At 60.0% G+C, this 25,752-nt stretch carries 23 protein-coding genes; 6 read left to right on the top strand and 17 right to left on the bottom strand.

The window, feature by feature from the left end:
• Nucleotides 1–243: 243 nt before the first annotated feature.
• The 6 genes from J2T55_RS09790 to J2T55_RS09765 form a co-directional block, all read right to left on the bottom strand.
• Nucleotides 244–5,289 carry a DUF6701 domain-containing protein gene (locus tag J2T55_RS09790; protein ID WP_259055925.1) on the bottom strand — a complete coding sequence of 1,682 codons (5,046 nt, stop codon included), beginning with the start codon at nucleotides 5,287–5,289 and terminating at the stop codon, nucleotides 244–246.
• Nucleotides 5,290–5,314: 25 nt separating this feature from the next.
• Nucleotides 5,315–5,677 carry a hypothetical protein gene (locus J2T55_RS09785; protein ID WP_259055923.1) on the bottom strand — a complete coding sequence of 121 codons (363 nt, stop codon included), beginning with the start codon at nucleotides 5,675–5,677 and terminating at the stop codon, nucleotides 5,315–5,317.
• Nucleotides 5,664–6,203, bottom strand: a complete 540-nt coding sequence (locus tag J2T55_RS09780) for an RNA polymerase sigma factor (protein ID WP_259055921.1) — start codon at nucleotides 6,201–6,203, stop codon at nucleotides 5,664–5,666. The genes J2T55_RS09785 and J2T55_RS09780 overlap by 14 nt, the downstream gene beginning before the upstream one ends.
• 73 nt (nucleotides 6,204–6,276) lie before the next feature.
• Nucleotides 6,277–7,296 carry an NAD(P)H-dependent glycerol-3-phosphate dehydrogenase gene (locus J2T55_RS09775; RefSeq protein WP_259055919.1) on the bottom strand — a complete coding sequence of 340 codons (1,020 nt, stop codon included), beginning with the start codon at nucleotides 7,294–7,296 and terminating at the stop codon, nucleotides 6,277–6,279.
• Nucleotides 7,297–7,407: 111 nt separating this feature from the next.
• Nucleotides 7,408–7,914 carry a protein-export chaperone SecB gene (secB, locus tag J2T55_RS09770; protein ID WP_259055918.1) on the bottom strand — a complete coding sequence of 169 codons (507 nt, stop codon included), beginning with the start codon at nucleotides 7,912–7,914 and terminating at the stop codon, nucleotides 7,408–7,410.
• A gap of 32 nt (nucleotides 7,915–7,946) precedes the next feature.
• Nucleotides 7,947–8,372, bottom strand: a complete 426-nt coding sequence (locus tag J2T55_RS09765) for a rhodanese-like domain-containing protein (protein WP_259055917.1) — start codon at nucleotides 8,370–8,372, stop codon at nucleotides 7,947–7,949.
• Nucleotides 8,373–8,715: 343 nt separating this feature from the next.
• Here J2T55_RS09765 and gpmI point away from each other — a divergent pair, with 343 nt between their 5' ends.
• The 6 genes from gpmI (at nucleotide 8,716) to J2T55_RS09735 (ending at nucleotide 14,838) form a co-directional block, all read left to right on the top strand.
• The gene (gpmI, locus tag J2T55_RS09760) at nucleotides 8,716–10,314 is read left to right on the top strand and encodes a 2,3-bisphosphoglycerate-independent phosphoglycerate mutase (RefSeq protein WP_259055916.1); all 1,599 of its coding nucleotides are present in this window, start codon (nucleotides 8,716–8,718) and stop codon (nucleotides 10,312–10,314) included.
• The gene (locus J2T55_RS09755; RefSeq protein ID WP_259055915.1) at nucleotides 10,280–11,461 is read left to right on the top strand and encodes a murein hydrolase activator EnvC family protein; all 1,182 of its coding nucleotides are present in this window, start codon (nucleotides 10,280–10,282) and stop codon (nucleotides 11,459–11,461) included. The genes gpmI and J2T55_RS09755 overlap by 35 nt, the downstream gene beginning before the upstream one ends.
• A gap of 148 nt (nucleotides 11,462–11,609) precedes the next feature.
• The gene (locus J2T55_RS09750; protein ID WP_259055914.1) at nucleotides 11,610–12,953 is read left to right on the top strand and encodes a S41 family peptidase; all 1,344 of its coding nucleotides are present in this window, start codon (nucleotides 11,610–11,612) and stop codon (nucleotides 12,951–12,953) included.
• A gap of 6 nt (nucleotides 12,954–12,959) precedes the next feature.
• Complete coding sequence (locus tag J2T55_RS09745) at nucleotides 12,960–13,745, top strand: divergent polysaccharide deacetylase family protein (protein ID WP_259055913.1); 786 nt, start codon at nucleotides 12,960–12,962, stop codon at nucleotides 13,743–13,745.
• Entirely contained in the window at nucleotides 13,718–14,272 is a 555-nt protein-coding gene (locus J2T55_RS09740; RefSeq protein WP_259055912.1) for a DJ-1 family glyoxalase III, read from the top strand. Before J2T55_RS09745 ends, J2T55_RS09740 begins: the two co-directional genes overlap by 28 nt.
• Before the next feature lie 20 nt (nucleotides 14,273–14,292).
• Nucleotides 14,293–14,838 (top strand): LOG family protein, encoded by a 546-nt coding sequence (locus J2T55_RS09735; protein WP_259055911.1) that lies wholly within the window; start codon nucleotides 14,293–14,295, stop codon nucleotides 14,836–14,838.
• Nucleotides 14,839–14,884: 46 nt separating this feature from the next.
• Here J2T55_RS09735 and J2T55_RS09730 read toward each other — a convergent pair whose 3' ends face one another.
• The 11 genes from J2T55_RS09730 to J2T55_RS09680 form a co-directional block, all read right to left on the bottom strand.
• Nucleotides 14,885–15,847 (bottom strand): IS30 family transposase, encoded by a 963-nt coding sequence (locus tag J2T55_RS09730; RefSeq protein WP_259055910.1) that lies wholly within the window; start codon nucleotides 15,845–15,847, stop codon nucleotides 14,885–14,887.
• Between the two features lie 398 nt (nucleotides 15,848–16,245).
• Nucleotides 16,246–17,925 carry a ubiquinone biosynthesis regulatory protein kinase UbiB gene (ubiB, locus tag J2T55_RS09725; protein ID WP_259055908.1) on the bottom strand — a complete coding sequence of 560 codons (1,680 nt, stop codon included), beginning with the start codon at nucleotides 17,923–17,925 and terminating at the stop codon, nucleotides 16,246–16,248.
• Nucleotides 17,922–18,533, bottom strand: a complete 612-nt coding sequence (locus J2T55_RS09720) for a ubiquinone biosynthesis accessory factor UbiJ (RefSeq protein WP_259055907.1) — start codon at nucleotides 18,531–18,533, stop codon at nucleotides 17,922–17,924. Before J2T55_RS09720 ends, ubiB begins: the two co-directional genes overlap by 4 nt.
• Nucleotide 18,534: 1 nt before the next feature.
• Nucleotides 18,535–19,284, bottom strand: a complete 750-nt coding sequence (locus tag J2T55_RS09715) for a class I SAM-dependent methyltransferase (RefSeq protein ID WP_259055906.1) — start codon at nucleotides 19,282–19,284, stop codon at nucleotides 18,535–18,537.
• A gap of 23 nt (nucleotides 19,285–19,307) precedes the next feature.
• The gene (locus tag J2T55_RS09710; RefSeq protein ID WP_259055905.1) at nucleotides 19,308–19,709 is read right to left on the bottom strand and encodes a DUF971 domain-containing protein; all 402 of its coding nucleotides are present in this window, start codon (nucleotides 19,707–19,709) and stop codon (nucleotides 19,308–19,310) included.
• 79 nt (nucleotides 19,710–19,788) lie between these two features.
• Nucleotides 19,789–21,129 (bottom strand): ATP-dependent protease ATPase subunit HslU, encoded by a 1,341-nt coding sequence (gene hslU, locus J2T55_RS09705; RefSeq protein WP_259055904.1) that lies wholly within the window; start codon nucleotides 21,127–21,129, stop codon nucleotides 19,789–19,791.
• A 49-nt stretch (nucleotides 21,130–21,178) separates the two neighbouring features.
• On the bottom strand, nucleotides 21,179–21,724 hold the full coding sequence (gene hslV / locus J2T55_RS09700; RefSeq protein WP_259055903.1) for an ATP-dependent protease subunit HslV: 546 nt from the start codon (nucleotides 21,722–21,724) through the stop codon (nucleotides 21,179–21,181).
• 231 nt (nucleotides 21,725–21,955) lie between these two features.
• The gene (gene xerC / locus J2T55_RS09695) at nucleotides 21,956–22,852 is read right to left on the bottom strand and encodes a tyrosine recombinase XerC (protein ID WP_259055902.1); all 897 of its coding nucleotides are present in this window, start codon (nucleotides 22,850–22,852) and stop codon (nucleotides 21,956–21,958) included.
• A 44-nt stretch (nucleotides 22,853–22,896) separates the two neighbouring features.
• On the bottom strand, nucleotides 22,897–23,601 hold the full coding sequence (locus J2T55_RS09690; RefSeq protein WP_259055900.1) for a DUF484 family protein: 705 nt from the start codon (nucleotides 23,599–23,601) through the stop codon (nucleotides 22,897–22,899).
• A 7-nt stretch (nucleotides 23,602–23,608) separates the two neighbouring features.
• A complete protein-coding gene (gene dapF / locus J2T55_RS09685) occupies nucleotides 23,609–24,445 on the bottom strand; it encodes a diaminopimelate epimerase (protein ID WP_259055899.1) in 837 nt (278 codons plus the stop codon).
• 46 nt (nucleotides 24,446–24,491) lie between these two features.
• Nucleotides 24,492–25,751, bottom strand: coding sequence for a mechanosensitive ion channel family protein (locus tag J2T55_RS09680; protein WP_259055898.1), 1,260 nt, complete (start codon nucleotides 25,749–25,751; stop codon nucleotides 24,492–24,494).
• Nucleotide 25,752 lies beyond the last annotated feature (1 nt).

Genomic DNA, 25,752 nt, shown 5'->3' with positions numbered 1-25,752 from the left:
TAGTTCATGGTGCAATTTCTCTTGGTCGGGAAAAAGCCGAACTATAGCAGCTGGCTCTTTACCCTAAGAAATTGCACTTATTAGGCGAATCCGCGAACAGCTAAATTTATAAAAATTACGAAAATGTTATTTGCATCACGTTATGTGAAAGCGGGCAGGAGGTAAAGGCTTAACATGCATGGGCATTGGAAGCCCGGCCGCTCAAGTGTCTGGTCCGCACAATCGCAACTGCCAGTACCACGCTTACCAGGGTTCGCGGATATAAATCAGTTCGGAATTACCGGAATAAATACCAAAGCTGGCCCGACCGCGGGGATTGTTGTCATACGTGCCATCACTATTCCAGTCGAACTGGAGATGGGTTAAATCAGCGCCGGCTACCCCCAGTAACGCCTCAGCCTCTATATAGCCCGGTGTGCCCGGTGCGGAGAAGTTGAGCAACAGACGGCCTTCATCGAAACTCTCACCATCCGGCAGGGAAGCGGTCGTACTGCCCTCCAACGTTCCGGTCAGATCGAAGTCCTCAACGGCTAGCGTCGTGCAGCCGTCGTCATCTGTATTGCGGATGAAACTGGTACCATCAAAATACTCGGCATGGACCGGCAACTGCAGATCCAGCCGCTCCGAGCCAAAGGCATTCTCCAGTTTGATACGCCCCCAGCGCTGTTCCTTGCTGTCGGCGAAGGCAATACCGTCACCGGCGCTGGCCTCGCCGAAGCGGACCGGATTCAGATTGTTGCCGCTACCATCGCCATAAACGACATCATCCTCATCGATCACGTTCATGCTCAGGCTGATCTCAGCATCGAACGGTGCTTCCGGATCATCGCGCTCGAAAGCAATACCAGTACCCGAATTGAAGGTCAGGGTCGCCGTACCGTCGGCGTTCGACTGTATAGCCGGATCCGGCGTGGTAATAAGGTTGGTATCCAGGGTACCGGTCTCGGCCGTATAGGTCTTGTCGCCATCGCTGTCGAGTTTGGAATTGGTCAGCTTGAAGAAATCGTCGCGGTAATTTTCAGTCGTGCTGCCACCCTGCGCGCGTGCGGTAACCGTCATGACCGGTTGAGCCAGATAGTCGAACGGCTGGCCGATATAGGTGAAGTCATTCGCGCCGCCGCTACACGCACTGGCAAATTCCGGCGTATTCAGCTCAACATCGAAGTCAAAGGGGATGAAGCGGCCGACATAACCAGAGGCACCAACCAATTCCTGCGCACTGCCAAGATAATCGGTATTGGTCGCCGATATCTCGATGATGCCGACCTCATTATAGTTGAGTGTGGTCGTGGCCTCGCCATTACTGAAACCGGTAACACCAGTGCCACCGCCCAAAGCACCATCATTACCACCGGCCGGTTGATCAAGAACGGACTCGAGCACCGCCTGTTCCGGACTAGCTTCCTGGCCGAAATTGGGCGTCGCTGGATTGTCGCTCAAATCCACATTGTTACCCGGATCAGTGTCCGTGTGCGCATCCGGCCGGCCATCATTGTCACCATCATCGGCAGCCTGCCAGGCGACGGCACGGACCGTGGCATCGAAATCCACGCCGGCTTCCCTGAATATCGCGCTATCGGCATCGGTACTGCCCGGATTCCCATCCAAGGTGATATGAAAACCGAATGGCCGCACGACAAAATTGTTGCTGCTGCCCAGCATGAAATCACCCGACGGGGTACCCGTACCATCCTCCAGCGGGATGTTATAGCGTGCATGCAGCTGCACGGTTCCGGCATCAGGGTAATCCAGAATCAGGGGTGCCGTAGAATCGGAATCAAAGCTCAGCGTAACGGGGGTATAGGCAGACGATCCACCTGTAGTATCATCGTTATTTGTCGTTATGGTATTGCCATTAACCACCATGGACTGACCGCTACAGCTTACCGGATCCCGACATTCTGCAGCCAGGTCTATGGTGCGGTCTTCCCCCGCCGGAAAAGCACCTTCACAGACGGATGGATCGTCATCACTGCTGCGAATTGCCTGCAATGCCAGCGCTTTTGCCAGCGGAGCAATATCCGATGGTTTGCCGGCGATCTGCGTCGGTATGATCGTATTGCCGTCAGTCTGGTTAATGAAACGGAAGCCGGTGCGGGAAAATATCATTTCCGGATCCTCCGGATTACCATTACCCAGGTCACCCACAGCACCGTCATTCAAATCAAAAAAGAAACTATCACTGTCTTGACCGCCGGGTATCTCCGTGTAATTGAATGCCAGCGTCACACTGGACTCACCACCCGGGAAAGTATAACTACCAGAGCCATCTCCCTGAGCACCGTTATTGAGGCTACCACCACCGGCAATAATACCACTCCAGTCACCCCGCCCCGTGGTTGTTGATAGATTCAGGGTTACGGCGCCCGGATCTACCGGATCATCGTTACTGTCATGAGCAACAAAGGTAACTGCTTCAGCCTCGCATGTAACACCCGTGCCATCATGAATAATGGCATAATGCGCTGGGCCACCGTCACATTGTGCAACAATCCGCCCGGACACTTCGGCATTATTGTTGTAGAACAATTCAACATCATTATTCAGTTCGACATCACCACCCGAAAAAATGCCACCGTTAATTACGCCCCGATCGCCGATTTGAACCTCTGTATCATCACCGGGAGCATAAATCGTACCTACATACGCCACATCATTATTGAATTCGAGCTGGGCCCCATCATACATACGCACCAGAAAATCACCTGGCTCACCTGCCAGATTCAATTCACTTCTGTCGCCCGCCTCAAACTGATCGCCGATAAACAGTTCGACAGTGCCGCCGCCAACGATATTCAGGGTGGTATCGTTACCCAGTTCCATCTCATCAATAAAATAACGACCCGCCTGCATATTGACCGTAACATTGTTATTGGTCTGCAAGCTCTGTATCCGGAAATCATTTCCATTACTGGTATCAAACGTTACCGTCTGGTTATTGTTAACCTGAATCTCGTCGTAGTCACCGGCAGAAACCGGGTTATTACCGGGTGGGGGGATTTGAAGATCACTCCCTGAAAAACTGGGGAAACCAGCCGGTTCAAAATTCGGCAGCGGCGGCGCTGCAGTTACGATCTGGGCTGAATCGGGTTCGATGGCGTTACCGCTACCAAACACCTCGACACCATTCATCTCTATCCTGTCGCCTACATCAAGGTCACTGGCAGCGTAAACCGCATAGTCGGCCACACATTCCCCGGCCCCGGTTGCCGGACAGGCATGCGTGCTATTGAAGATGGCACTGACATCGCTGTCATCGAGCACTGAATCATATATTTTCACTTCGTCCAGATCGCCCTCGAAATACTCCGGCGAACCAGCTGTATCATCTATGCGGCCAATGCTCGAGAACGGTGTTCCTATATTCCCATTAGCACTACTGCCTGTATTTTCTAGGACACCATCCACGTAAACTTTGATGTCGCCGCTATCGGCATCACGGGTTAAAACAACATGATGCCACTGATTGTCATTAATAGGATTAGTTGATTTCTGATTGTCATCATCATCATTTCCAACAGCGAGACCAATCCTGCCCTGATCGTCTATAGTTCCCCAGAAAATATCGTCAGTACCTCCACTCTCTTCGACGCCAATAATACCTGGCGAGTCCCAGACATTGTTACTGTCGCTAGTCTGTTCGGTTCGTATCCAGAAAGCCAGACTGGCCGTTCCGCTCAAGAGACTGGAAAGGTTATTAACTTGTACATAATCATTGTTGCCGTCAAAAGTACCATAACCGCAGGTACCAGGGTCACCGGGAATAGCAGAGCTGGTATCCTCAGTATCGGCTCCGTTTCGAGCCGTGCCGTTGTTACCGTTACCGGTTTCATCAACGACCTCACCATTACTACCGTTCCAGGATGCCTCATCCATGCGGAACTCCAGTACAGGTTCAGGCTCGGGGGGTTCGGCACAGTAATAGAGGCCATTGCCCAGGCTGCCCTCGGGGCCGGCCGGTATCGCCGAAAATGAACCACTGCCTCCCTGTCGCCAACGCAGGCGAATTTCGGCCTGGCCACCATTTTCGTAGAATTCCAGGCGAATTGAATAGGTCTGCCCACCAGTCAGACTGACACTGTTGCTCGTGTTAGTTGTCGAAGCATGGTCGGTCCAATTATTGATCACCAGCTGATCATTGACGAATAGGCGGACGCCATCGTCGGAAACCGTCTGGAACTGATAACTACCGGAGTTCTCGACATGCAGCGCGCCGTCCCAGGCCACGGCAAACTCATCGTCGTCGATATCCTGCACACCGGGTTCCCCGCTACCCCAGTCGAAATCAACCGGGCCATCAACCCGGGTACCCGTCGGCGTGCCAGAGGGAAACGGCGGGCTCGGAAAAGACTCGTCCGAATAATCGTAATAGCTTCCCAGAATACCGCTGGTCAGTTCGGTCCCGGCCGGGCACTCGAATGGCGCTGGCTTCGGATAGCGCACAATAACGATACCTGAACCACCACTTCCGCCCTCAACGGCAGGCCCACCATTCGCCCCAGTAGCGCCCTCACCGCCATTACCGGTATTTGCAGATGCATCAGAACCATCTGAACGATTATTACCTCCACCAAAACTAAAATAAGCACCGCCCTCACCACCTACAGAATAGGTAAAATTCGCGCCGCTTATGGCACTGGATTGACCATTCCCGCCTGAGCCGGCATTACCGCCGTTCACTCCTAATCCACCATCATCACCAGCACTACCTGCGCCGCCGCCGCCGCCGCCGCCATTTGCGCCATCACCACCATTGTTCCCCTGGCCAGGGGTGCCATTACCACCATCACCAGTAACTCGACCACCACCGCCTGATCCCCCGTCCTCTCCCGTATTATTCACACCATTACTGGCTCCGCCCCCGCCACCAATGGCTGTCACTGATCCAAGAAAGGAATTCCCCCCATTACCACCTTGTGAACTACCACCAACACCACTGGTGCCACCCGCACCTACTGAAACGTTTAAGGTATTACCCGGGGTAACTGCCAGATTGTCGGTTCTATAACCACCGGCACCGCCACCACCAGCACCGCCCAAATTACCGCCACTCGGGAGGCCACCACCGCCACCGCCGCCACCGACAATCAGGTATTGCACCGAGGTCACACCACTCGGCGGCGTGAACGTGCCATTACCGGAAGTGAACGTATGTACGATATCGTCGCCGTCTTCCGTGGTCGTGCAATTGGTACAGTTCGCCTCTGCGGGCAACGGCAGCAGGGTGATCAACAACCCGAATGCCAATACAAAATCCCCTAAAACAACTGTACCGTTTCGAACATTCATGTATTTAATCCTGAACAGGGCATGCCTAACGTTGATAGATGATCGGGCTACGGCGTCGTTCGTTCTCATCGCTTGCAGACGACGTGTCGGCTTTGCCATCAGATTGAACATTTGCTTCCGGTGATGACTGTCCCAGGTGATTCATTTTTTCAGGCGCCTGCTGCGATCCCGTACCCAGCCACCAGCCAGCCGTGACGGTGCCGCTCCCCAGCAACACCAGCCACAGTATCCACTTCAAGCGATGCGGTTGGCGTGATGTCAGCCGTTGCGGTTGCCGCACGGGCAGACGTTGCCGTATAGCTCCCAGCCGTTCTTCGTCCGGGCCCGGCAACGCATCAAAGGCATTGCGTATCAATCCCGGCAGGTCCGCACTATCAGGTGCCGTCATGTTCAGAATCCTGTTCCCATTCCTGTCGCAACTGTTCGAGTAATTCCGCCGTTCGCCGGCGTACCGTGCCGGCCGGCTGGCCGGTCGCCTCGGCTATCTCCCGGTGGGTCAGCCCTATCCAGTAACGCATGAGCAGCAGATTCTGCTCGGATTCGGGCAAGCGGCCTATTAACCGGCGCAGGTGGATTTGCTCGGCGGGTTCGTCATGGTGTCCCTGAACCGACATGCCGGCGGCATAGTCGCTGGCGGTCTGGCTGCGGCGCCAGGCATCGGTGCGGAGATTGAGGGTAATTCGATAGAGCAGCGCCACCGGCGCGCGCAGATCCTTGCAGACCACCTGGATAAAGCGCAGGAAGGCCTCGGCGACCAGATCATAGGCGGCGTCCTCGGCAACGCCGCGAAAACGCAGAAAACGCCACAGGCGGCCGGACTGCTGGCGGTAAAAGCGGTCGAACGCCGGCTGACTGCCCTCCCGGCAGTAGTGCTCGAGCAGTTGCCGCGCCTCGGCGCTTTCCCGTTGTGACATGTGCTCCCCGTAGCGACAGACTCTGGCTCACGTCCCCTGACAAAACCGTGCGTCCGCGCACAGTTTGCATGAATTATTCGAGTTCCGCCTTCGGCTCGCGGTTGAGCAGTGTCTGAACGGCCGTGCGCGGATCCTCGCGCGACGCGATCACAGCTTCGACCTGCTCGGTGATCGGCATGCTGACCTTGAACTTTTCCGCCAGCGCCAGCGCCATCGCCGCGGTGCGTGCACCCTCGACCACCTGGCCGATGCCGGCGCTGGCCGTTTCCAGGTTGTCGCCGCGCGCCAGCGCCAGGCCCAGGCGCCGATTGCGCGACTGGTCGTCGGTGCAGGTCAGGACCAGATCGCCCAGGCCGGCCAGCCCCATGAAAGTCTCGGCCCGCCCGCCCATGGCGACACCGAGGCGCATGATCTCGGCCAGGCCGCGGGTGATCAGCGCGGTACGGGTGTTGGCGCCAAACCCCAGACCATCGGCGATACCGGCCGCAATAGCCATGACGTTCTTGATGGCACCACCGATCTCGACGCCGACGACATCGTCATGGGTATAGATACGCAGAATATCGCCGTGCAAACAGGCCTGCAGGTCGGCCGCATGATCGGCGTTCGGTGAAGCGATCGTGACTGCGGTCGGCAGACCGGCGGCGAGTTCCCGGGCAAACGAGGGCCCCGACAGCACGGCAACCGGGATGTCGCCGACCCGCTCGGCCACCAGTTCATGGTTGAGCTGGTGGCTGCCGGCCGCCAATCCCTTGCAGGCCAGGCAGACACCGGTACGCTGCAAGTCAAAGTGCTGATCGGCAAGCTGCAGCGCTTCTTCCAGACCGGCACAGGGCACCGCCATTATGATGTGCCTGATCGGTATTTCGGTCAGTTCGTCTAGCGAAGCAACCACACGCAGGCTGGACGGAAAAACCGCATCCGGCAGATAGCGCCGGTTCTCGCGGCTGTCCTGCAATTGCGCCTGGCGCGCCGCGTCACGCCCCCACAGCGCCACCGGCCGGCCGTTGCGTGCCAGCGCGATCGCCAACGCCGTGCCCCAGGCGCCGGCACCCATGACCAGTATCGATTGTTCCGGGTCAGACATATACATGTACCGCCGTCATGGCATCGATGGCCGGTGCACGTGGCTCATTCAGCAATGCGACAGCGCCAGTGTAAAACAGCTTTGCCGATGTCGCCGCGCTGACGATACGTTCCACCGTTAATGCGTGGTCTGCTGGCCGCTGTCCGTGGCCGCCTGCGGTTCCTGCTGTTTCTGTTGCTGGGCATAAAGCGCCTCGAAGTTGACCGGCGACAGCAGCAACTGCGGGAAGCCACCACGCGTCACCAGGTCCGAGACCAGTTCACGCGCGAACGGGAACAGGATGTTCGGGCACACCGTCGCCAGCATGCGGCTGACCGCGTTGTCCGGGAAGCCGCCGATATGAAAGATACCGGCCTGATTCACTTCCGCCAGGTAATAGGTCTTGTCGTCGGTCGCAACGGTGACTGTCAACCGCAGCACCACTTCATAAGTGTTGTCGGCCAGCTTCGAGGACTCGTTGGCCAGCTGCAGGTTGACGTTCGGGCTGGCCTGGTCATTGAAGACGCTCGGCGAGTTTGGTGTCTCGAACGACAGGTCCTTGACGTACACTTTCCGGATGCCGAACTGGCCCTGGGACGGGTCGGCCTGCTGGCCCTCGGCTGCTGTTTTGTCGTTTTCCGCCATGAATGTTTATCCGCTGTTCAGTACCGTAAGAATTATTCGCGCGTCAGCGGCAGACTGGCCTCGCGCCAGCCGCCGATGCCGCCCTTGATGAGATAGACGCGCTCAAAGCCGGCCTGCTGAACCTTGCGCGCGGCGCGCTGGGACTCAAGGCCGTTGGCACAGCACAGCACCACCGGCTGGCTCTTGTCGGCCTTCAGCTTGCCCAACTGATCATCCAGCTCGGCACTCGGCATGTGCCGGGCGTTGAGGATATGGCCCTTGTCGTAGTCGGACTTGCCGCGCAGATCGAGCAGCAATGCGTCCTCGTGATTCATCAGCCGGGTGGCCTCGGCCGGGCTCAGGCTCTTGGCGCCGCCGATATTATCGGCGAGCAGATTCCACAACAGCAACGCGGCCAGCGCGACCCACAGGGCAATCATGTAGGGATGATTGCCGACAAACTCGATTATTCTGTCCATAAAGACCTGTACAAAGTAAATACCGGGCGGTCGGTAGCCGGCCCGTTCCAGTGACAAGCCAGCCCCGCCGGCGCCGGCCGGAAATGAAACGCGATTATTTCACAGAATCCGGCCCGAATGCAGTTATTCGCCGACAGTGATTCATGCTAAACTCGCCGGCAAATTCTAGACAGACAGCTTTCGAGCCTCTTGCAATCATGATGGCAACGACAATGCCTGCAACCGCTCTCGATATTGCCGCCGCATTCCCCGCCACTGCCTGTAGTCCGTCGAGTACTCAGCCCAGCCATGCCCCGGTCAGCCGTAGGCATCCCGTTTTCGAACCGCTGCGGACCGTCTGAACATGCCGATTGCCAACAGACCGCTGGTATTGCTGATCCTGGATGGCTGGGGCTATGCGGAAAATACCGAATACAACGCCATCCACAGTGCCAATAAACCGAACTGGGAACGCATCTGGGAGCAGTGTCCGCGCACGCTGATTCGGGCCTCCGGCATCGATGTTGGCCTGCCGGATCAGCAGATGGGCAACTCCGAGGTCGGGCACATGAGTATCGGTTCGGGCCGCGTCGTCGACCAGGAATTCACCCGCATCATGCGCGCCATCGATGACGGATCGTTCTACGAGAACGAGACCCTGAACACAGCCTTCCGCACGGCAGCCGCGAACGGCAAGGCGGTGCATCTGCTCGGCCTGCTGTCGGCCGGCGGTGTCCATGGTCACGAAGAGCACATCATGGCGACAATGGATCTTGCCATCGCCTGCGGCGTCGAACGCATCTACCTGCACGCCTTTCTCGACGGCCGCGACACGCCGCCGAAAAGCGCCGAGGAATCCGCGCACCGCATGCACCTGAAGATGCAGGAACTCGGCAGCGACCGGGTACGCTTCGCCAGCATCATCGGGCGTTACTACGCCATGGATCGCAACCAACAGTGGGACAGAACCAAGGTCGCCTACGATCTGATCAGCCAGGGCATGGCCGAATACCGTTCCGACGACGCCTTCATCGCCATCGACATGGCCTACGCCCGCGGCGAAACGGACGAATTCGTCAAGCCGACCGCCATCACCCGGGCCGGCGAGGACCCGGTGCAGGTGGAAGACGGCGACGTCATGGTGTTTACCAATTACCGCGCCGACCGCGCCCGGCAACTGGCGCGCGCCTTCACCAAGCCGGATTTCAAGAGCTTCTATCGCGAACACGTACCGCAACTGGCCGCCTTTGTCAGTCTCACCGAGTACAAGGCCAACTACGAATTTCCCGTCGCCTTTCCGCCGGCGCCGCTGCATAACGTGTTCGGTGAATACATCGCCGAGCATGGCCTGAAACAGCTGCGCATCGCGGAAACGGAAAAGTACGCGCATGTAACCTTCTTCTTCAACGGCGGCGAGGAACGCGTGTTCGAGGGCGAGGATCGTGTCCTGGTACCATCGCCGCACGTGCGTACCTACGACAAGTCACCGGAGATGAGCGCACCCGAGGTGACCGACAAGGTGGTCGAGGCCATCGACAATAACAAGTACGACGCCATCATCTGCAATTACGCCAACGCCGACATGGTCGGTCATACCGGCGACTTTCACGCCACCGTCAAGGCAATCGAATGTCTCGACCGCTGTATCGGCCGGATCCTCGACGCCGCCCGCCAGATCGGCGGTGAAGTGCTGATCACGGCCGATCACGGCAACGCCGAGCAGATGCGCAGCTTTACCACCGAGAAGATCAAGTCGCAGCCGCACACCGCCCATACCAGTAACCTAGTGCCGCTGATCTATGTCGGCCGTCACGCCCTGCCGCTGCCGGATACCGGCACCCTGTCGGATATTGCGCCGACCATGCTTTACCTGATGGGACTGGAGCAGCCCGTGGAAATGACTGGCCACAGCCTGTTCAAACTGGTTGATGATGCGCCGGCCCAATCCGTTGCTGGCAAGTAAGCGCCGCCACTGCGCCACGCTCGCCGGACTGCTCGGGCTGCTACTGGCGACTGCCGCCGGCGCCCAGCCCGAGGATCGTGCCAGTGCCGAAGCCAAACTCGAGAAGGTGCGCGAGCGCATCGAGCAACTGGAAGCGTCCATCGAATCCGCGCGCAACGAATCCAGCACGCTCGAGCAGCAGCTGCGCGATATCGAAAACGACATTGCTGCCAGCCGCGATCGGCTGGATGGCCTGCGCGCGGACATCGCCCGCCAGGACGAACGCCTGCAGGAACTCGACGCCCGCCGCCGCAAATATGAACAACGGCTCGGCGACGCCCGCGATGCCCTGGCCCGACAAATGCGCGCCGCCTACAAGAGCGGCCGCCGGGACTACCTCAAGCTGCTGCTGAACCAGCAGGATCCGGCCCTGATGGGGCGCATGCTGACCTACTACGACTACTATAATCGTGCCCGCAGCGAACAGATTCGTGCCGTCAGTCACGAACTCGAACAGCTCGCCGAAATTGCCCGCGAGGCGCGGCGCGAGCAGGCCACCATGGCCGAGCTGGAAGCCACCGAGAGCGCCCGCCTGGCCGAACTGGAAGGACTGGAAACCGCGCGCAGCAAGGTTATTGCCCACCTCAACCGGCAAATCAGCGAACAGCGCGAGCAACTGAGCGGCCTGCGCGAAGACCAGGATCGCCTGCAGTCGCTGCTTGAGGAGCTGCGCCAGAAGCCGGCAGATGCAGAGCCAACTGGACGCTTTCCGGACTTTGCCCAGCTGGAGGGCAAGCTCGACTGGCCGGTGGCTGGCAAAATACTCAACAGTTTCGGCAGCGACCGGCGCGGCGGCGCACTGGAGTGGCAGGGCGTGCGCCTGGGCGCGGACAGCGGCGACAACGTGCGCGCGGTCAGTACCGGCCAGGTGGTGTTCGCCGACTGGTTCCGCAACCTCGGCCTGCTGATGATCATCGATCATGGCGACGGCTACATGACGCTGTACGGTCACAACGACGATCTGCTGAAAAAGCGCGGCGATTGGGTCGAAGACGGCGAAGTCATCGCCCACGCCGGCGATTCCGGTGGCCAGGACCGTACAGCGCTGTACTTCGAGATCCGCCATAATGGCAAGCCCGTCGACCCGACGCGCTGGTGCCGCCGTTAGCCGGGTGCTTGGCGTGGTCGGCTTTCCGCCGTAAGCTGTCGTTTGTACGATGAACCCGGCGGCATGGACGTAGTCCATTTTAGGGTCACGAGAATTCACACCCGCACAAGACATCCCTCTCTGAATGGATCGGTCTGGAGTACTGAGCATGAACAAGCTGTTGCCCCATCGTCTCGCCCTTGTCCTGCTGGCGCTGAGCCTGAGCCCGGGCCTCGCCGCCGAGTCCGACCCGAACACTGAAACACCGGCGGCCGAAGACGCGGCTGAAGGCGTACCGCTGGAGGACATTCGCACCTTTTCCGAGGTCTTTTCGCGGGTGAAAAGCGACTATGTCGACGACATCGGCGACAAGAAGCTGCTGGAGAATGCCATCCGCGGCATGCTTTCCGGACTAGATCCGCATTCGGCCTACCTCGACCGCGACGCCTACGAGGCCCTGCAGGAAGGCACCACCGGTGAATTCGGCGGTCTCGGCATCGAGGTCAGCATGGAAGACGGCCTGATCAAGGTCATCGCGCCGATCGATGACACGCCAGCAGCGCGCGCCGGCGTCCAGGCCGGCGACACGATCGTGCGCCTCGACGACACGCCGGTAAAAGGCCTGTCACTGGGCGAGGCGGTCGACATCATGCGCGGCAAACCCGGCAGCGAGATAAACCTGACCATCGTCCGAGAGGGTCGTGATCAGCCGCTGAAGCTAACCATAGAACGCGACATCATCAAGGTGAAGAGCGTGCGCTCACGCATGCTTGAGCCGGGCTACGGCTACCTGCGCCTGTCACAGTTCCAGTCCAACACCACCGATGAAGCGCGCGCGGCACTGGAGGAATTGCGCGATAGCGATGACGGCGAACTCAAGGGCCTGATCCTGGATCTGCGCAACAACCCCGGCGGCGTGCTGAACGCCGCGGTGGGCATCAGCGATCTGTTCCTGGACAGCGGCCTGATCGTCTACACCGAGGGCCGTGGCGAGGAAAACGAACTGCGCTTCAGTGCCGACTCCGATGACCTGCTCGACGGGGCACCGCTGATCGTACTGGTCAACGGCGGTTCCGCCTCAGCCTCGGAGATCGTTGCCGGGGCCCTGCAGGACCAGGGTCGTGCCATCATCATGGGCGAGAAGACTTTCGGCAAGGGATCGGTGCAGACGATCCTGCCGATGAACAACAATACCGCGCTGAAACTCACCACGGCACGCTATTTCACGCCATCCGGTCGTTCAATTCAGGCCAACGGTATCGAGCCGGATATCGTCATCGACCGTGTCCGCGTCGCCGAACGCGAGGACAGCGGCGACCGTATCAGCGAGGCCGATCTCAGCGGCCATCTGGAAAACGATGCGGAAGCGTCTCCGGAAGATGGTGACACGCCCACCGGCATCGAAGCGGTCGACCAGGCGGAAGATGACAGCAAGCCGCTGGCGACCACGGACTACGAACTCTACGAAGCACTCAATCTGCTCAAGGGCGTGGTCATCATGGGCAAAAAGTAAGTCCGCATGTCACGGCAACATCGCCCCGGCGTGCAACTGTTGCTGACCCTGTTGCTGGTTGTCATGGCCACACCGCTACCGGCCGGCGACCCGCAGCCGACAATCACGATTATAATTGATGACATCGGCAACCGGCTGAACAGCGACAGCCGCGCCATCAGCCTGCCCGGTCCGGTCAGCTACGCGGTACTGCCGCACACGCCGTATGCCGGGCGCATGGCGCGACTGGCGCATCGCCTGGACAAGGACGTGCTGGTCCACCTGCCGATGGAAGCCGGCGTTGCCGATCACCTGCTCGGCCCCGGTGCACTGCGGCGCGACATGTCGGCAAGCGAGTTCAGCGCGGCCGTTCATGCGGGCATTGCCGCGGTACCCCACGCGGTCGGCATCAGCAATCACATGGGCAGCGTGCTGACCGGCGACAGCCATGCCATGCAGCAGCTGATGCGGCTGTTGCAACCCACCGGCCTGCTCTATCTGGACAGCTATACCAACGCCGACAGCGTCGCCGGTGAATCCGCGGCACACCACCGTGTCCCCTACCTGCGCCGCGACGTGTTTCTCGACAACGATCGCGACCCCGATGCCATACGCCGCCAGTTCGCCCGGCTGCTGACCCTGGCCCGCGAGCGCGGCCGTGCCATCGCCATCGGCCATCCGCACCCGGAAACGCTCGCGGTACTCAGCGAACTGTTGCCGCAGCTGAACCTGCTCGGCGTGCAGCTGGTCGGAATTCGCGCAATGCTCAACCAGGAGGCTGAATCATGGCAGCAGTTGTCCTCGTCCCGCTAGCACCGGGCTGTGAAGAACTTGAGGCCGTCACGATCATCGATCTGCTCCGTCGTGCCGAAATCGAGGTAGTGACCGCCGGTCTCGACGGCGATCCCGTACGCGCCAGCCGCGGCGTCGTGCTGGTACCGGATACCGATCTGGATACCGCCCTGCAACGCGACTACGACATGGTCGTGTTGCCCGGCGGTGCCACCGGCGCCGACAATCTTAGTGGCGACCCCCGCGTCGGCGAACTGCTGAAAAAAATGGCCAACAGTGGCCGCTTCACGGCAGCAATCTGTGCCGCACCGAAAGTGCTTGCCGGGCACGGCCTGCTCGACGGCAAACAGGCAACCTGTTATCCCGGACACATTCATGCCGATAACCCGCAACACATTCGCCTGTCGGATCAACCGGTCGTGATCGACGGCCAGGTGATCACCTCGCGCGGTCCGGGCACGGCGATGGATTTCGCCCTCACCCTGATCGAGACACTGGTCGGCAAGACCCGTCGCGATGAAGTCGAAACCGCACTGGCACGCAGCTGAACACCTGCCCGCGGTTGCCCATGCGAAAACGAATCTGTGTCTACTGCGGCTCGCGCGCCGGTCATGACGACCGCTATCGCCAGGCCGCCGTCGATCTCGGCCGCTCACTGGCGGCACGCGATCTCGGCCTGGTCTACGGCGGCGGTCACGTCGGCCTGATGGGCGTCATCGCCGACGCCACACTGTCTGCCGGCGGCGAGGTCATCGGCGTCATCCCGGAGCAGTTGCGTCGGCAGGAAGTTGCGCACGACGGTCTGAGTCAACTGCACGTCGTCACCGACATGCACGAGCGCAAGGCGCTGATGGCCAATCTGGCGGACGGCTTCATTGCCCTGCCTGGTGGTCTGGGGACGCTGGAGGAGTTGTCGGAAATGCTGACCTGGCAACAGCTCGGCATTCACGCCAAGCCGATCGGTCTGCTCAATACCGGCGGTTACTACGATGCGCTACTGGCGTTTCTCGACCGCGCCGTCGCCGACGGTTATGTCAGAACCGGCGATCGGCAGCGCCTGCAGGTAGCGGACACTGCTGACGCGTTGCTGGAGTTGCTGGCTGGTGATTGGTGATTGGTGATTAAAAATAGCGTGGCCGGCGCTGTTTCAGTGCGCGGATTCAATTCTGAAGTGCAACGTTGATATTGAAAAACACTTCATGGGGCGTTCTGTAACCCAAGGTCTTTCTGGGTCGATTGTTGAGTTTATTCATAACCCGTTTGACCTGTTCTTTTGTGATGGTACTGAAGTCCATCTTTTTCGGAAAGTACTGACGTATTAGGCCATTGATGTTTTCATTCAGGCCACGCTCCCAGGAAGCATAAGGATGGGCAAAGTAGAAGCTGGTATCCAGCACTTCGCTGATGGTCTCATGCTCGGCAAACTCCTTGCCATTGTCCGAGGTGATCGTGTGAACGGGCCCTTTCAGCGACCGCAGCAGGCGGACAATGGCTACTCGCACAGCATTCGCCGTACGGCATTGCACATGCCCGAGCAGCGTATACATGGACCGGCGCTCGGTCAGCGTGACCAGGGCCTGCCGATACCCCTGGCCTATAACGGTGTCCACTTCCCAGTCACCCAGGCGGCTCTTGCAGTCGACAATGGCCGGGCGCTCCTCGATGGAGACCGTGTTCACCAGCTGGCAGCGGCGGCTATAGCTGCCATAGCGCTTCCGGCGCCGCTTCTGGCAGCGCAGATGCCGGTATAGGTCGCCGCCTGAGGCCTTGTCATGCAGCACATACTGATAAATCCATTCATGACTCAACCGGATACCGTGCCGGCAACGCAGCGCATCGCTGATCTGTTCCGGGCTCCACTCGTCCCGCAGCCAGCGCTCGACCAGGTGCCAGGTGCTGTCAGCAATGCGGGGCTGTTGACTGTGTTCGCGACGGTTATCGGCCAACTGCTGGGCCTGCTTCGGCCGGTAGCCGCGCAGGCCGCGGTTGCGCCTGACTTCGCGGCTGACCGTGGCCTTGTGGACACCGATAATGTCAGCAATGGCGGTTTGCGTGTGTTCGGCTTTCATCAGCGCCTGAATCTGGTAACGTTGGTGCTCGGTGAGCTGCGTGTAGTGTCGCATCTGTGCCTCTCATTCTTGCCGGAACGAAAGGCTTCGATGCTACCGCAGCTCGCCTCCTGTTCCGACTCATGAGTTGCACTTAGAAATTGAATTCACGGTGTCAAGAAACTATTAAACATCAATAACCCGTTAACCAGCCCGTTCGCGACGGGGCGCCGCTCCTACCCATCGTTCACGCCCGTAGGAGGCCCGACCCCGGGCCGAACAGGAGGTCTGTTACCGCATGGTATTAGAACCTTTTTCGCGGCGAGGTCGCCGCTCCTACGATCCTAAATCATTCTCTTGTGGTCACCGATTATGATCGGCAAAACAGGATCTGGAAGATTCACGGATTCTAATTCACTTCCACAAGGGCAAGCATCACCAATCACCAGTTACAAATCACCAATCACCCCGTCCTATTCACGCAGCGACACGAACAGCAGTCCCAGTCCACCCAGACCCAGCAGCCAGGCGATGGCAGGAATGCCGGCAAACATGGCCGGCTGGCTGTCGAGACCGAAGATCACCGCCGCAGCGAGCACGAACACCGAGCCGGAGACCGCGTAGATCGTACGCTGGCTGTGGCGCCGGATCTCGCGCTTGATATCGTCGAGCTGGTCGGAACGCATTTCCATCTGCAGGCGGTTCTCGTGCAGCCGTTCGAGCACGTGGATAGCCTTGTTCGGCAGGCTCGGCAAGCGATCGATCCACAGCGGCAGGTTGCGTTTGGTTGACTTGTACAGGCCACGCACGCCGAGGCGCTCGTTCATCCAGCTGTCCAGCAGCGGCCGCGCGGTCTGCCACAGATCGACATCGGCATACAGCGAACGTCCCAGTCCCTCGACGTTGACCAGCGTCTTCTGCAGCAGCAGCAGCTGCGGCAGGATTTCCATGTTGAACTGGCGCGCGGTCTGGAACAGCCGCAGCAGCAGATCGCCGATCGATATCTCGCGCATCGGCCGATCGAGTAGCGGTTCACAGACGCTGCGGATGGCAAATTCAAATTCATCGACGCGGGTGTAGGGCGGCACCCAGCCGGACTCGACGTGCAGCTCGGCGACGCGCTGGTAGTCGCGGTCGAGGAAGGCGAGAAAATTCTCGGCCAGGTAGCGCTGATCGTATTCGGACAGCGAGCTCATGATGCCGAAGTCGACCAGTATGAAACGCGGCGGCTTGTCCGCTTCCGGGTGACTGACAAAGATGTTGCCGGGATGCATGTCAGCATGGAAGAAGCTATCGCGAAACACCATGGTGAAGAATGCCTCGATACCGGCTTCCGCCAGCCACTTGAGGTCCATGCCCGCTGCTTCCAGTGCCTCGACATCCCGCACCGGGATGCCGGAGATGCGTTCCATGACCAGTACATCGTGATGGCTGAGATCCCAGTGCACTTCCGGTACGTAGAGCACGTCGGAGTCGATGAAGTTGCGCCGCAACTGTGAGGCACTGGCGGCCTCGCGCAACAGATCGAGTTCGTTCCAGATCGTGCGCTCGAACTCGCGCACGACATTGGTCGGGCGCATGAAATGGCCGCCCGGCGCGTACTTCTCCGCCAGCTGCGCGAGTATCCAGATAAGCCCGAGATCGCGACGAATGGTGCGGCCGATGCCGGGCCGCACGACCTTGACAATGACGCGACGGCCGTCATGGCATACCGCGGCGTGCACCTGGGCGATCGAGGCCGAGGCCAGCGGTGTATCGTCGAACTCGTGGAAGTGATCCTCGAGCCGGCCGCCCAGCGCCTGTTCTATGATCGCGCGCGCCTGGTCGCCCGGGAACGGCGGCACATGGTCCTGCAAGCGGGAAAACTCCGCTGCCATGTCTTGCGGCAACAGATCGCCGCGGGTCGACAGCAGCTGGCCGAATTTCACGTAGATCGGACCGAGGTCCTCCAGTGCCATGCGCATGCGCTCGGCCCGGCTGGCCTGTGAGCGGCGGAACCAGTTCCACGGCAGCAGGTAGAACAAAAAGCGCACCGGCCGGAACAGGTGCGTGGCAAACACGATCTCGTCCAGACCATGACGAATCAGCACGCGCTGGATGGACAGCAGCCGCAGCGCCTGGCCCGGTGTAATGAATCGCAGCGTGGTTTTCATGATCGGCCACCGCGCCGGCGTTCCAGCCGCGCCAGGCGCTGCTCGGCCCGCTCGACCGCGTCGCGCAGCTCGTCGACCGCTTCGCTGAACGCATCGATCTCGTGGCGCAGCGGCAGAAAGCGCTGTTCGTGCTGCAGGTAATCACTGAACTGGTTATGCAGGCTGCCGGCAAACACCTGCAGCCGCTGGCGCAACTGACGGCCGAGGCGTCCGATGCGATGCGCGGCCACGTCGCCGAGCCGCTGCGCCAGCATTTCCTCCCAGTCGATATCCAGCTGCCGCAGGATCTGCTGCAGGCGCTGGGCCAGGTGGATATCGCCGCGGATCTCGACGTGACCCTGACTGGCGTCGCGGCGCGTGACCATGCCCAGCAACGCCAGCGGCCGGCCGGCAATGGTGACGTCGACCCCGCCGGCTACGGTATTACTCAGTTGCAGGCCGTCGGCGCCGGGCAGAACGTACAGCCGCAGCGCGGGTTCGCTGACCTCGACGGCGATCACCCGGCCGGCCAGTTCCGCCAGCGCTGCCCGGCTATCGGGATCGTAGTACAGGGCATGGTTGATGCCCCGCTCGATGCGTTCAAGCACGAAAGCCAGTGACTGCGACATATCAGAGCTTCCAGGCGCGGTGAATGGCGACGATACCGCCGGCCAGATTGGTACAGTCGACCCGGGTAAAACCGGCAGCGTAGAGCATATCACTTAGGGTCTGCTGGTCCGGGTGACGACGAATCGACTCAGCCAGGTAACGGTAGCTGTCGGCATCATTGGCGATGCGTTGACCCAGCCAGGGTAAACCGCGAAACGAGTAGGCGTCGTAGACCGGCTGCAGGCTGCGCAGCTGCAAGCGGGAAAACTCCAGGATCAGATACTGGCCACCGTAGCGCAGCGCCGCGTGGGCGGCGCGCAATGCGGCCGGCTTGTCGGTCACGTTGCGCAGACCGAACGCGATACAGATGCGATCAAAGCTCAGCGGCGGAAACGGCAGCGCTGCGGCATCAGCCTGCAGGTAATCGATGCCGGCGGTGATGCCGGCATCGAGCAGGCGGTCGCGGCCCTGTGTCAGCATCGCCGCGTTGATGTCGCTCATGATGATTGACGCCTGACCGGCAGTGCGGTCGTGGATCAGCCGGGTCAAGTCGCCGGTGCCCGCAGCCAGGTCGAGGATACGCTGGCGCGGCCGCACGTCGAGCAGGGCAATCGCCTGGCGTTTCCACAGCCGATGCATTCCGACCGACATCAAATCGTTCATCAGGTCGTAGCGTGACGCGACCGATTCGAACACGGCACGCACCCGCTGCGTTTTCTCCGCAGCGGAGACCTGGCTGAAACCGAAATCGGTCGGATCGGTTTTCTTCATGAGACTATTGCTTCGATACTGAATCAGTTGTTCGGCTTGTAGGTCTGCACTAGGCTACCCTGACGCTGGTGGCCCGCGGCTTCCAGGGCGTCGAGATAGGACTGCCAGTTACTGTCATAGTCACGGCCGAGTTCATACAGATATTGCCAGCTATACAGGCCGGTATTGTGGCCGTCATCGAAATGCAGTTTGACCGCGTAATTACCGACCGGCTCGATATCGCTGATGTTCACCTGCTCCTTGCCAACCTGCAGCGTACCCTGCCCCGGGCCATGGCCCTTGACGTCCGCCGATGGCGAATACACGCGCAGGTATTCGCACGGCAGATTGAAGGTCGCGCCGTCGTCGAACTCCACCTCCAGCACGCGCGAGCGCTGGTGGAGCTTGATGTTGACCGGGTGCGGCTGGTTCGTTTGTTCGTTCATGCTGCACCTTATACCAGAAGCGATCGCTCAATGTTACGGGCGCCGATGAGACCGGCGCACATCGCACCCTGACCGGCCATTACAGAATGTAACGGGTCAGGTCTTCATCCCGTGCCAAGTCGGCAAGCCGCTCGTTGACGTAGTCGGTGTCGATGGTCACGGTCTGGTCGGCAAACTCGCTGGCGCGATAGGAAATATCCTCCAGCAGGCGTTCCATGACCGTGTGCAGACGCCGCGCGCCAATGTTCTCGGTGCTCTCGTTGACCTGCCAGGCGATCTCGGCGATGCGCTCGATCGCGCCATCGGCAAACTCGAGCCGGATCGACTCGGTGCCCAGCAACGCGGCGTACTGTTCGGTCAGCGCGGCGCTGGGTTCGGTCAGGATGCGCACGAAGTCATTCACGCTCAGAGCATTGAGCTCGACCCGAATCGGCAGGCGGCCCTGCAGTTCCGGGATCAGATCCGCCGGTTTGGCCAGGTGGAACGCGCCCGAGGCAATGAAGAGAATATGGTCGGTGCGCACCATGCCGTACTTGGTCGACACCGTGCTGCCCTCGATCAGCGGTAACAGGTCGCGCTGCACGCCCTCGCGGGAAACGTCCGGACTGCCCTGTTCGGAACGGCCGGTGATCTTGTCGATCTCATCGAGGAATACCAGGCCGCTCTGTTCGACCTTGTCCACGGCACGCGCCTTGATGTCTTCCTCGTTGACCAGCTTGGCCGCTTCTTCCTCGGTCAGCAGTTTGAGGGCGTCTTTCACTTTCAGCCGCCGCGTCTGGCTCTTGCCGCCGCCCATATTCTGGAACATCTGCTGCAGCTGGCTGGTCATCTCTTCCATGCCGGGCGGCGCCATGATCTCCACGCCCATCTGCTGGGCGCTTAGTTCGACGTCGATCTCCTTGTCATCGAGTTCCCCATTCTGCAGTTTCTCCCGAAAACGCTCGCGCGCCGGGCTGTTGTCGGCTTCCTGCCTGGTATCGTCAACATCTTTGCCGTAGCTGCGCGCGCGCGGTAGCAGGATATCGAGGATGCGCGTTTCGGCCGCCTCGCAGGCGCTGTCGCGCACTTTTTCCATTTCCGTCTCGCGGGTCATCTTCGCCGCCGCGTCGACCAGGTCGCGGATGATCGATTCAACATCGCGGCCGACGTAGCCCACCTCGGTAAACTTCGAGGCCTCGACCTTGATGAATGGTGCCTGCGCCAGCTTGGCCAGACGCCGGGCGATCTCGGTCTTGCCAACACCGGTCGGGCCGATCATCAGAATGTTTTTCGGCGTGATCTCGCTGCGCAGCGGTTCATCGACCTGGCTGCGGCGCCAGCGGTTGCGCAGGGCGATGGACACGGCGCGCTTGGCGGCATCCTGGCCGATGATATGCCGGTCGAGTTCACTGACAATACGTTGCGGGGTCAATTCCTTCATAGGGTCTATTACATCCTGCTGGAACGAGACGTGACTGCGACAGACCGGCTTACGCCTGGCCGTCGAGACGCTCGATCGTCAATTCATGATTGGTATAGATGCAGATGTCGGCGGCGATGTTCAGCGCCGTCTCGGTAATGCCGGCTGCATCAAGCTCGGTATGATTCAGCAACGCGCGCGCCGCGGCCAGTGCATAACCACTGCCGGATCCGATGGACATGATGTTGTCTTCCGGCTCGATGACATCGCCGTTACCGGAGATGATCAACGATGTGGTCGCGTCGGCGACGCAAAGCATCGCCTCGAGCCGCCGCAGCATGCGATCGGTACGCCAGTCCTTGGCCAGCTCCACGGCGGAACGGGTCAACTGGCCCTGGTGTTTTTCCAGCTTGCCCTCGAAACGCTCAAACAGCGTGAAGGCATCGGCAGTACCGCCGGCGAAACCGGCCAGTACCTTGTCGTGGTATAGGCGCCGGATCTTGCGGGCATTGCCCTTCATTACGGTGTCGCCCAGGGAAACCTGGCCATCGCCGCCGAGCGCCACCGCGTTGCCGCGGCGCACCGACAGGATTGTTGTCGCGTGGGGTTGTTTCACAGTATTACAACTCGGTTCGAATTTGGAATAGATTGCTGAAAAATGCGCATCCTGCGCTTTATTTCAGGCCGCAGACCCGATGCACGCACGTATTCGAGCGACGTGCGGGGCATCCCTGTCAATATCCGGCCATTTTACACGATGCCGAGCGCTGGCGCGGCGCCCGTGTACCTGGTCGCTGGGCGTAACCGTGCGAACGGCATACAGCGGTTTAGTTCCCCGGCTGGCGGTTCACGATTCCCGCTTGCGCCGGGCGCGCGGATGGGCGCCGTCGTAGACGCGTGCCAGGTGCTGGAAATCGAGATGCGTATAGATCTGGGTAGTGCCGATATTGGCATGGCCGAGCAATTCCTGCACCGCGCGCAGGTCACCGCTGGACTCAAGCAGGTGACTGGCGAACGAGTGCCGCAGCATGTGCGGATGTACGTCCACCGGCAAACCCTGGCGCACGGCCCAGTGGTGAACGCGCTGCTCGATGGCGCGGCGACTCAGACGCCGGCCGCGCTGGCTGACGAACAGCGCCTGTTCATCCAGCGCCGCCCAGTCGGCGCGTACCGCCAGCCACGCCCTGAGCGCCGTCAGCGCGTGGCGGCCGACCGGTATGCTGCGTTGCCGGTTGCCCTTGCCGGTCACCCGGATCAGGGCATCGCCGAGATCGAGGTTGGCATCCAGGGTCGCCAGTTCGGCCAGCCGCAGTCCGGAGGAATAGAACAGTTCGAGGATGGCGCGATCGCGTCGCGTTAGTACGTCGTCGCCGTCGATGGCCACCAGTCGCCGCGCCTGATCGGCATCCAGGGTGGCCGGCAGTTTACGCGGCGAACGCGGCAACTGCAGCCCCTGAGTCGGATCATGTTTGAGCACACCGCGGTCGATGAGGAAGCGCACGAACGAGCGCAGTGACGACAGGTTGCGCGCCAGGCTGCGGCCGCTGATGCCCTGGCGATGACGGCGGGTCACGAAAGCGCGCACGGCGTGAACATCGAGGTCCTGCCAGCGATCGATACCGGCACTGTCACAGTAGGCGCAGAACAGCGCCAGGTCGCGGCGGTAATTGCGCCGCGTCTGTTCGGCCAGGTGCTGGATATGCGCCTGGTAGGCCTCGACCAGTTGATTTGCCGTCGCCTGCATATATCCTCAGCCGACCATTCCGGTACAGTCGTTATACGCCTGGTTCAGCGTAATGCCACCCAGGGTTTGAGAATGATGCTCAGAATCTCGCCCAGGTTGGACAACAATTCAACGCCCATGCCCGGATGAAAACGTTCGGCATCGCAACTGCCGATGGCCATGACGCCACCCCAGCTGTCGCCGTGCAACGGCACGATCACGCCGGAGGCGATGGTTTCGCCGGCATCGCCGAACAGGTACGACCACTGCGCCGCTTCCAGCGCGCCGCATTGCGGCGTGCCACCGGCGATCACGGACTTGAACAAGGTCATGCCCTGCGTCTCCTCGCCGGCAAACTCCGCCGGTATCGCTTCTTCCAGCCCGGCGGCTTCGGAGAACAGGCAGACGGTGACAAAATCCGCGGCAAAATTCTTGCGCAGGCTGTCGTAAAGTGTGTTGAAGATTTCCTGCGGCTGCTGTGCGTCCATCAGCGTCAGTGCCAGCATGTGCATACGCCGCGCCAGTTCCTCGTTGGCGCGGGCGATATCGATCAGGTTGTCGAGCTTCTGCCGGGTGCGCGCATTCTGCTCGCGCAGCAGACTCATCTGCCGTTCGACCAGCGATACCGCTTCGCCGCTGGGATGCGGGATCTGCAGCTGCTCAAGCAATTCCGGGTGTTCGTTGAAAAAACCGGGATTCTCGCGCAGGAACTCGGCGACGGTTTGCGGCGAGGCTGTCACAGTATTGGCCTTGTTATTGTCATCGGTCATAAAAACGTCAGGTCTGTAATTCGAGTGTGCCCTGAAAAACGAATTCGGCCGGCCCGGTCATCCATACCGGATTGTCGTCACCGGCCCATTGAATTTGCAGTCGGCCGCCGGGCAGATCGACATTGACGCAATCGTCCAGCAAGCCGGCGCTGATGCCGCAGACCACCGCCGCGCACGCGCCACTGCCACAGGCCAGCGTCTCACCGGCACCGCGTTCATAGACGCGCAGGCGGATGTGTTCGCGATCCTCGATCTGCATGAAGCCGACATTAATCCCTGCCGGAAACAGTGGATGTGCCTGAATCATGGGCGCGATGACACTGATCGGCACGGTGTCGACATCGCCGCTTTCCAGTACCGCATGCGGGTTGCCCATGGACACGGCCCGGAACGGGAATTCGCCCTGCTCCAGCGACAGGTTGTAGCTGTCGGCCTGTTCTGCCACTGCCAGTGGAATATCCGCCGGAGCAAAACGCGGCACGCCCATATTCACCCGCACCAGGTCATCGAGTTCGATATACAGCGTTATCGGGCCAGCCGCCGTCTCGGCAACGATCTCGGTCTTGTGCTCCAGACCATTGCTGTGCAGATACCGGGCAATACAACGGGCACCGTTGCCGCATTGTTCAACTTCGCTGCCATCGGCGTTAAAAATCCGGTAGCGGACATCAACATCCGGCAAATTCGACTTTTCCAGCACCAGGATTTGATCACAGCCGACACCAAAACGGCGATCAGCGATCTGCTGCAGGCAGTCACTGTCGAGTTGCAGGCTTTGCCGCCGACCATCAAGCACGACAAAATCGTTGCCGATACCCTGCATCTTGGTGAATTCCAGCTTCATATACATAGCTTACCGTCAGCGCCGGGCACAGGCAAAGAATGTCACGCTATTCACCCTCACCGTCCATGTCACCATAGGTGACTTCCTGGGACGGTTTGCTGGATGCGTCGGAAGAGGCATCGCGCCTGGACGTGGCCTGCCGATTCTGTGCCGCACCGCCGGCATTGTCGTCACGGCTCTGACTCTGTGTCCTGTCATCGGCGTCCACATGCACCGGTTCAGGCACGTGCAGTGTCGTGGTCGGGAACGCGCACTCGGCGCCGTGCTGTTCGACGATATCGATGATCTTCAGCAGTACGTCCTCCTTCACCCGGTGATACTCGATCCAGTTGCAGGTTTTGGTGAAGGTATAAACCATGATATTCAGTGACGAGTCAGCAAAGGTATCGAAATTCACGATCATGGTCTGGTCGGTATCGATATCTTCATGGTTATTGATCATTTCGCGAATCGCCGCGGCGATCGTGCCAACCTTGGCGGCATCGTCATAACGCAAGCCGACCGTTTCCTTGATGCGGCGATTCAGCATGCGCGACGGATTTTCCAGGGCAACCTGATTGAATACGTAGTTCGGCACATACAGCGGCCGCTTGTCGAACGTGCGGATGCGTGTCAGTCGCCAGCCGATCTCCTCGACCGTGCCCTCGATATCGCGATCCGGCGAACGCACCCAGTCACCCACCGAAAATGGCCGATCCAGGTACACCATCATGCCGCCGAAGAAGTTCGCCAGCATGTCCTTGGCGGCAAAACCGACTGCGATACCGCCGATACCGCCAAAGGCGAGGACACCGGAGATGGAATAGCCCAGCGTCTGCAATACCACCAGGCCGGCGGTGATGATGATAGAGATACGCAACAGCTTGGCGATGGCATCGACGGCCGTGCGGTCGTAATAGTCGCCGCGGGTATGCCGGCTGTTGATATAATTCTCGGCCGCTCTTGTAACAAAGCGCGTCGCGAACCAGGCGACGCAGAATACCACCAGAACATCCCGGACGGGACCGACGGCACTGAAGATTTCGGCATCGGTTTCCTTGAATATGATATCCATGGCGAAACCGAGACCGATGACGTAAATCAGCAGGGACAGCGGCTTGTACAGCGCACTGACCAGCGCATCGTCCCACTGCGTGTCAGTACGACCCAGTCGCTTGTGCAGCATTTCAAGAAACCGCCGTTCAAAAAAGCTGACCGTGACGGTCAGTAGAACGACGATGAATACCTGAATGATCCAGGGATCCGTGTTGAGTAACTTGCTGGTCTCAACCATGAATGGTTTGAATTGCTGCCAGAGTTCATTCATT

The organism is Methylohalomonas lacus (assembly GCF_024808875.1).
Classification (GTDB): Bacteria; Pseudomonadota; Gammaproteobacteria; order Methylohalomonadales; family Methylohalomonadaceae; genus Methylohalomonas; species Methylohalomonas lacus.
Note: the sequence above shows the minus strand (reverse complement) of the source record. Positions and strands in the feature narration are given on the sequence as shown.